Origin of the sequence: Streptomyces sp. NPDC001530, from assembly GCF_042894545.1 — a bacterium.
In the GTDB taxonomy this organism is placed as follows: domain Bacteria; phylum Actinomycetota; class Actinomycetes; order Streptomycetales; family Streptomycetaceae; genus Streptomyces.
Genome location: NZ_JBIAVS010000011.1, coordinates 361,283 through 368,649 on the forward strand (window position 1 = coordinate 361,283; position 7,367 = coordinate 368,649).

General features: G+C 70.1%; 7 protein-coding genes. 3 read left to right on the top strand and 4 right to left on the bottom strand.

Annotated elements, in window-relative coordinates:
• Positions 1-99 precede the first annotated feature (99 nt).
• From ACFY0T_RS24620 to ACFY0T_RS24630, 3 genes are all read right to left on the bottom strand, one after another.
• Complete coding sequence (locus tag ACFY0T_RS24620) at positions 100-1,740, bottom strand: carboxylesterase/lipase family protein (protein WP_388874322.1); 1,641 nt, start codon at positions 1,738-1,740, stop codon at positions 100-102.
• Positions 1,741-1,828: 88 nt separating this feature from the next.
• Positions 1,829-3,061, bottom strand: a complete 1,233-nt coding sequence (locus ACFY0T_RS24625; RefSeq protein ID WP_388874325.1) for a choice-of-anchor Q domain-containing protein — start codon at positions 3,059-3,061, stop codon at positions 1,829-1,831.
• 382 nt (positions 3,062-3,443) lie between these two features.
• Positions 3,444-3,602, bottom strand: coding sequence for a hypothetical protein (locus ACFY0T_RS24630; RefSeq protein WP_388874328.1), 159 nt, complete (start codon positions 3,600-3,602; stop codon positions 3,444-3,446).
• A 244-nt stretch (positions 3,603-3,846) separates the two neighbouring features.
• Between ACFY0T_RS24630 and ACFY0T_RS24635 the strand changes: the two genes are divergently transcribed.
• On the top strand, positions 3,847-5,046 hold the full coding sequence (locus ACFY0T_RS24635; protein ID WP_388874331.1) for an ISL3 family transposase: 1,200 nt from the start codon (positions 3,847-3,849) through the stop codon (positions 5,044-5,046).
• Entirely contained in the window at positions 5,043-5,336 is a 294-nt protein-coding gene (locus tag ACFY0T_RS24640) for a hypothetical protein (RefSeq protein ID WP_388874334.1), read from the top strand. The genes ACFY0T_RS24635 and ACFY0T_RS24640 overlap by 4 nt, the downstream gene beginning before the upstream one ends.
• A gap of 33 nt (positions 5,337-5,369) precedes the next feature.
• Here ACFY0T_RS24640 and ACFY0T_RS24645 read toward each other — a convergent pair whose 3' ends face one another.
• Positions 5,370-6,521, bottom strand: coding sequence for an IS701 family transposase (locus tag ACFY0T_RS24645; RefSeq protein ID WP_388874362.1), 1,152 nt, complete (start codon positions 6,519-6,521; stop codon positions 5,370-5,372).
• 165 nt (positions 6,522-6,686) lie between these two features.
• On the opposite strand from ACFY0T_RS24645, the gene ACFY0T_RS24650 reads away from it, so the two are divergent.
• Positions 6,687-7,091: a type II toxin-antitoxin system PemK/MazF family toxin gene (locus tag ACFY0T_RS24650; RefSeq protein WP_388874336.1), complete on the top strand. Its 405-nt coding sequence runs from the start codon at positions 6,687-6,689 to the stop codon at positions 7,089-7,091.
• Positions 7,092-7,367 lie beyond the last annotated feature (276 nt).

Here is a 7,367-nt window from a genome sequence, read left to right on the forward strand (position 1 = left end):
ATGTTTAACAGGTGGCCAGCCTACGGACTCGCCGCAGGGGACGGGGCCGCAGGGCGGGGTGTAGCCGACAGGCGCTTCTGGAACGGACAGGGGCGCCTGTCAGGGTGCGCTGTGCCGCTGCCAGAACGCGCAACGGTGGTCGGCCGCGAAAGTGGTCGTGGGAGCCGTCTGGTCGGGGGTGAGCACCTGAATGCCGTCGCGGTCGGTGGTGTAACGGGGCCACGCGGGAGCGCCGGGCCCGTTGGGATTGCCGGTGGCGGCGAACCTGGCCCAGTAGCCGGTCATCGCCACGGACAGCCGCTGCTGGGCGGGGGTCAGCGGGCGCAGGGAGGCCGTCGGGAAGAGGTAGGCCAGTTCAGAGGCGTGGAACGCGCCCTGCGGGGTGTGCGGTGCGGGGATGAACGGCGGTGCCTCGGGGTCGTCGAACTCGTAGGCGTAGACAGGCACCCGGCCGCTGTACAGACGGCTGTCGCCCCTTGCCGGGCAGGCGAACAGCCGGTCGGTGCCGACGGCGGAGTACGCCAGGTTGGGCGAGGAGTACGCGGAGGCCGGGTAGGTCTCGAGGACGGCTGCCGCCTCGTCGGGGTACTGCTGCCCGATCAGGGCGGCGTAGGTCCGGGACGTGAGCGGACCGCCTCCGAGCAGGTCGACGCGCAGGGCGGTGAAGTACCGGTACTCGTCGTGGGTGCTGCCGCTCAGTACGGGGACGGCGCTCATCCGGCCCACGGCCCACGCCTTGCGCGGCGGGAGCGGAAGGAGCCGCGGACCGGTGTTCGCGGCCCATAGGGAAGCGTCCCCGGAGTCGCCACGGAGCAACTCGGTGGCGGGGACGGCCCGCAGGCAGGCCGACGCGGTCGATGGGTCGGCGCAGCCGACCGAGGCCGCGAAGCTGCGGCCCCGCCTCTGGGCCGCTGCCAGGGTCAGGGGGGCGAGGGCGGCGTCGGACACACAGCTGCCGCTCTGCTGGATGGCCCGGTGGAACAGGCCCCTCGCGGTCGGCGAGGCGATGTGGAGGCAGGTGTCGGCCGAGCCTGCCGACTGACCGCCGAGGGCGACCCTGCTACGGTCACCGCCGAACGCGCCGATGTCGCGCCGGACCCAGCGCAGGGCGGCCTGCTGGTCCATCAGGCCGTAGTCGCCCGAGGCATGGTCGGAGCTTTCCGCCGACAGGGCGGGGTGGGCAAGGAACCCTAGGGCGCCCAGGCGGTAGTTGACCGTGACTACGACCAGTCCCCGCGCGGCGAGGGCAGCTCCGTTGTAGTCACTTCCGGCGCCGTAGGCGTTGCCGCCGCCGTGCAACCAGACGAGCACCGGCAGATTCCTGCCACCGGCGCGGGGCGGGGTCCATACGTTGACATACAGGCAGTCCTCCGAGGTGCTGCCGGTCCGGTTGGAGTCACCGGGCAGAACGGGCCCGCCGTCCGGGAGCAGCGTCAACGGCGGCTGGGGGCAGGGGCTGGCCGGCACGGTGGCGTCCCGTACCCCGGACCAGTGTGCGACCGGCCGGGGCGGGCGCCACCGCAGTTCCCCCGTCGGAGGGGCGGCGAAGGGAATGCCCTGAAAGACCCGGCCGCCATCGGGGCCGACCCCACCGCGCACCTGGCCGGCGGCGGTCCGGACGACCAGTGGGTCGTGGCCTGTGCCGGCGGAAGCCGCTGCGGGTGCCGTGACCGACAGCAGCAGGGCCGCGAAGGCGGTTATGGCGCGGGCCGCGGTGCGGCGCGCGCTGCTTAATCTCATAGCTGCTTCCCTTCCTGTCACCGTCAGTGGCGGGAGGAACCGTCTGACAAACTCCTGAGGTGGCTTTTCACAGCCGGATCGGGCCGTGTCACTGCGCGCGTTCGTAGGCGCCGATGTCGCAGGCCGCACCCTGGGGGCGGGGGACGCCACGCTGGTCGGCGGCAGGGCAGTGGGCGGCCGCGTCCAGGGCGGGGCTGCCCGGCAGCAGCGCAGTGGTGTCCGTGGGTCCGCCGTTGTCCTCGAGAGCTCCGACCAGCGCGTTACGGCTGGGTAGGTCGCCCTCGGCGGTCAGACGGCAGCTGCCGTCGCCGTCGATGTTGTGGCCGCGTGACTCGATGACGGCGAAGGCCTTCTCGCAGTCACCGGATGAGCCGTCGCTGATGTTTCCGGCGACGATCGAGTTCTGCAGGACAAGACGTCCCAGCGGCAGATCGATGACGTCGGGGATCGGCGAGGGCAGACTGTCCAGGTAGGCGGGGGCGATGTTGATTCCGCCGCCGCGTGAGGAACTATTGCCGACCACGGTCGAATTGAGGATTTGCACGGTCCCGAGACCACGGATGTCCACGCCTCCGCCATAGCCGCCCAGGCTGCCGGGACGGTCGCCGGGATCCGTAACGCGGTTGTCGGCGATCGTCGAGTTGATCACCGTGCCGCTGTCGTCGAACCTGATTCCTCCCGCCTCTCCCGCGGTATTCCCGCTGACGGTGCTGTCCATAAGATCCAAGTGGGAGTCCGGGATGTTGAAGATGCCGCCGCCGTAACCGGCGGAGTTCCCGGTCACGGCAACGCGTCTCAACGTCATGTGCCTGGCATTGGCGATGCCGCCGCCACCGGTGTCGGCGATGGGCACCTCGTGCTGCTTTGCGGCTCCTCCCGTGATCGTCAGTTCGGACAGCTCGGTGTCCGCGCGCATACGGAAAACCCGGTCGATGCGGTTGGCGTCGATGACGGTGGCGCGTGTACCGGCGCCCCGAATCGCGGTGGGTGCGTTGACGTTCAAGTCGCCCGTGCTCGGGTCCGGGTGGGCTCCCACGAGAAGCAGAGGATTGGGCGGGATGGTCAGCCGGTATCGACCGGCGGGCAGAGCGATGGTGCTGCCCGGCCGGGCGTTGGCAGCCATGACCGCCGCACGCAGGCTGCACCGACCGGCCGCTGTGCGGCAGATACCGTCCGACGGATCGGCGTCCACCGCGTCGGACGTGGTGTCGACGATGAAATCCCTCCCACCGGCGGCCGAGGCCGTGGCGGGGGCGGTCAGGCCCGCCGCCAAGGCGAAGAGGACGGCGGCGAGCGCGGCGGGGGTAGTTCGGTCCCTCATCAGGGGAACTCCTGTCCACGTAGGGGCGCTGACTCGTGCTGCGGCCGGCGGAGATTGCCGGCGTTCGACGACCCGCTGGGATCGATACGAGCTGTGCTGGGCTACGGGCTGAGCTGAGAAGGGCGACGGGGCGTGCGCAGCGATCGCCGACGAGTGCCGGGGCGACGGTGCGTTCCCCCATGCGGGGCGACACGATCGGCGCCAACCCCGCGCTCTGTAAGGAGCGTTCCATTCAGAATGGGGCGCTGTCCAGAGGACTGACAGGGAAACAGCGGACCGGAGTGGTTGACCCCGACCCCCAACAGCGAGCGACGCATCGACACCCGAGACATCGGGCCGCTCCAGCGCTGTGTCAACGTGCAGGCTGAGCTGCTGCTCCGGTTCACCTGGCTTGCGCCGCCGACGCTGCTGCCGCTCCACACGCGCTGCCGTCCCTGATCAGCCGGTCCCGGTCGAGCCCGCTCACCGCGAGCGCCTTCGGGACGAACTCCTCGCTGATCGGCCGCAGCTCGGGGTAGAAGGTGTGCGCACCTGCATCCACCGGTCCGCGTCGTGCCGCCCCTCTCGGCGACGGCCAAAAACGGGCTCTGCCAAGATTTCCGTGAAGCCGATCATGCTCCTGTGCGCCGGTGACGCTCCGTCATTGACGGCGTGATACTCGCCGCGTGTGAGGAGCTGCTGAAGACGGTGTTACCGCACCTGGGCGGAGTGTTGGTGGAGCAAGTGAGCCCCGAGGGCGGGGTGTTACGTATCGTGGCCAAAACCCCGGAGTCGGAGCCGGTGCCGTGCCCGGACTGTGGAGGGCCTCGGTGCGGCGGCACAGCGGATACCGGCGCCGCCTCGCGGACGGTGCGGTCGGCGGGCGGCAGGTGTGCATCGAGCTGGCCATCCGCCGTCTGTTCTGCGACGCCCCGGGGTGCGCTCGGGTGACGTTCGCCGAGCAGGTCGCCGGGCTGACCGTGCCCTACGGGCGGCGGACGCCACAACTGGGGAGCCTGCTGAGCGCGATCGCGGTGGCCCTGGCCGGCCGGGCGGGCGAGCGGCTCGCCGCCCGGCTGCCGGCGCCGGTCAGCCGGACCACCCTGCTGGCCCTGGTCATGGCCCTGCCCGACCCGCCCGCCGCAACGCCCCGGGTACTCGGCGTCGACGAGTTCGCCCTGCGCAAGGGCCACCACAACTACGGCACTGTGCTGGTCGATTGCGAGACCCGCGCCCCCATCGACCTGCTGCCCGAGCGGGATGCGGCCACCTTCGCCGCCTGGCTCACCGAGCATCCCGGCGTGGAGATCATCTGCCGCGACCGCGGCGGTGCGTATGCCGACGGCGCCCGCACCGGAGCACCGGACGCCGTCCAGGTCGCCGACCTCTGGCACAACCTCGCCGAGACCGTGAAACGCCTGGTCAGCCAGCACAGCGCCTGCCTGCGCGATCCCGCTCCCGCCCCGGACACGGCGCCCGAGGTCCAGCGCCCGCCCGTCTCGCACGCAGGCCGGCTGGCCGCCCGGGTGCAGCAGCACCACACCAACGTCCACGCCCTGATGGACCAGGGCCTGAGCGTCCGGGCCGTCGCCCGCCGCCTGGATCTGGCCCGCAACACCGTCCGCCGCTATGCCCGGGCCGCGACCTGGGAAGAACTGGCCACCGGCCGCTGGCAGAACCTCCCCAGCATCCTGGATCCCTACAAGCCCTACTTGCACAGGCGGTGGCGCGAGGGTCACACCGACGCCTCGAAACTCCACGCCGAGCTGCGGGAGCGCGGCTACAGCGGCTCCTACTCCGTCGTCCGCGACTACCTCCGGCGCTTCCGCCGGGCGGCCGACGCCCCGCCCCCGCCCCGTCCGCCGGGGGTGCGCAAGGTGACCGCTGGATCACCGCCAACCCCGACCGTGTCAGCGACGACGACCGGCAGAAACTCAAGGAAATCCTGGCCCGCTGCCCCGAGTTGGAGGCCGCCACCGGGCACGTCCGGTCCTTCGCCGCGATGATGGCCATCCGCAGCGCACGCCGCCTGCCCCAGTGGATTGCCGACGCCCGCGCGGACGAGAGCCACGGACTGCGTGCCTTCGCCGACGGGCTGATGACCGACCTCGACGCGGTCGCCCTCGGGCTGAGCACCGAGTGGAGCTCAGGCTGTGTCGAGGGCAGAGTGACGGACATCAAGCTGCTCAAGCGGCAGATGGCCGGCCGGGCGGCACACCCCCTGCTCCGCAAACGCGTCCTGCTGGTGGCCGCAGACCGCCGACAACACAGAGTCACGACCACACCGATCCCATGATCGGCTTCACGGAAATCTTGGCAGAGCCCAGGTTCAGCCGCCGCCGACAGCGGGCCGGACAACAACGCTGATGAACAGGTGCTGGATCTCGTTGCAGGTCAGCGGGATCAGGTTGGCCGGCGTGGGGCGGTGTGCGTGTTCGTCGGCGCGGACGACGGCAAGGAATGCATGGGCCAGCATCGCGAGGGTGGCCCAGCGGGCCCAGGACGCGTAGCGGCGGACCTGGTGCTCATCCAGTCCGGCCAGCCCCTTCTCACTTTGGAAGGTTTCCTCCACCCGCCATCTGGAACCTGCGACCTTGACCAGGGTGGCCAGGGATGCCGACGTGGTGGAGTGACAGCGGTAATAGGCGAGTTCACCGGTGGTGCGGTTGCGACGGATCAGCAACTGGTGGTGGCCCGGTGCCGCCTCGGCGAGGTCGATGACGGCCCAGTCGTAGAACCGCTGTCCCTTCGCGCCGCGTCCGGCCGAGAGCTTCTGCCAGGCCCGCTTCGGCACCTTCTTCACCAGCGCATCGGCGCGGAACGTGCCGGCGCCGGTGGTCATTTGGGCTGAGCAGGCCACTGCGAGGACGTAGCCGATGCCGCGTTTTTCCAGCGCGGATCGCAGTTTCGGGTTGCCGCCGTAGACCTCGTCACCCGTGACCCAGCCGACACGGTGTCCAGTGTCCAGGAACCGTTCGATCATCACCCGGGCCAGTTCTGGCTTGGTCGCGAAGACGGTGTCCTCGCTGAGCCCCGCGGCCCGGCAGCGGTCCGGATCGCGGGTCCAGGAGCGCGGGATGTACAGCTCTCGGTCCACCGCCGCGTGCCCGCGCTCGCCGGCGTAGACGAGGTAGACGGCGACCTGGGAGTTCTCGATCCGTCCGGCGGTGCCGGTGTATTGGCGCTGGACCCCGACGGTGCGTGTGCCCTTCTTCACGTCGCCGGTCTCGTCGACGACCAGCACTGCGGCCTGGTCGTGGAGGTGCTCGACGACGTATTCGCGTACGTCGTCGCGGACGGCCTCGGCATCCCAGGCGGCCCTGCACAGCAGATGCTGCATGCCGTGCGGGGTGGCCTCCCCGGCCCACTCTGCGATCGTCCAGCAGTTCTTGCGCGGCAGATCCGACAGCAGGCCCAGCACCAAGCGCTTGGCCCGGAGGCGGGGTTCGACCCGCGCGAACCGCCCGGCTATCCGGCTCATCAGGCCATCGAACGCCTCCTGCCAGCGGGCAGGGTCTCCGCTGTGATCTGCGGCCACCGCGTGATCGTTTGTCTTCACACACCGATGATCAACGTGGCCGCACCCGTCTCCACAGCGCGTCAGGGTCGCGCAGCGTCCGCATGCGGTCCTGTGTCAGGAGGACATGTGCAACGTGGCGAAGTCTGGTGGGTCGAGTTCGACGAGCGGCGGCCGGTCGTACTGCTGTCGGAAGGCGACGCGTCCGGGATCCGGGTGATGCAGGTCGTGGCTCCGGCGGGCGTCGACATCAGCGGTCTGGGCGTCGAAGTGGCAGTAGGTGCCATGGAAGGACTGCCCTTTGAAGGCGTGCTGCGGTTCGCGTTCCCATGTCCGGGCTTTACCCCTTGCACGTGGCTGACCACCGTGTCCCGGGACGACCTGATCGAGCGGGCGGGCGCCCTGCCCTACGCGAAACTCAACGAGATTGAGGATGCCCTCCGACTCGCTGGACAGGCGAAGGAGCGGACCCCGGCGACGACCGAGAAGCTCAGCGTATTAAGGGACGCCCTCCGTCTCGATGGACTTGAGTAGTCGGGTAGGCGGAGAAGGAACGGACACCCTCGGTGGCGTGGTCGATCTCGTCCAGATGATCGACACTGACCACCTGTCTCCTCGGCGCCCCTCACCGTCGAGATCACGATCTACGGCTGGAGTACTAATACTCCAGCAGCGTTTCGCTATCTGGCCTGGTCAGAGGCGTCGTCCGGAGTGTAGTTGGCTGATGGCGTGTCAGGGGCGGTCTTGGCGGACCGCCCCTCCAACGAGTGCATCGAGCACTGTGTGGGCTGCGATCCGGGCAGCCTCCCA

What these genes read in the sequence shown, in the direction of transcription:
- ACFY0T_RS24645 (WP_388874362.1), bottom strand. Translation starts at nt 6,521, where the DNA reads ATGAGCCGGATAGCCGGGCGGTTCGCGCGGGTCGAACCCCGCCTCCGG.
- ACFY0T_RS24625 (WP_388874325.1), bottom strand. Translation starts at nt 3,061, where the DNA reads ATGAGGGACCGAACTACCCCCGCCGCGCTCGCCGCCGTCCTCTTCGCC.
- ACFY0T_RS24620 (WP_388874322.1), bottom strand. Translation starts at nt 1,740, where the DNA reads ATGAGATTAAGCAGCGCGCGCCGCACCGCGGCCCGCGCCATAACCGCC.
- ACFY0T_RS24640 (WP_388874334.1), top strand. Translation starts at nt 5,043, where the DNA reads ATGATGGCCATCCGCAGCGCACGCCGCCTGCCCCAGTGGATTGCCGAC.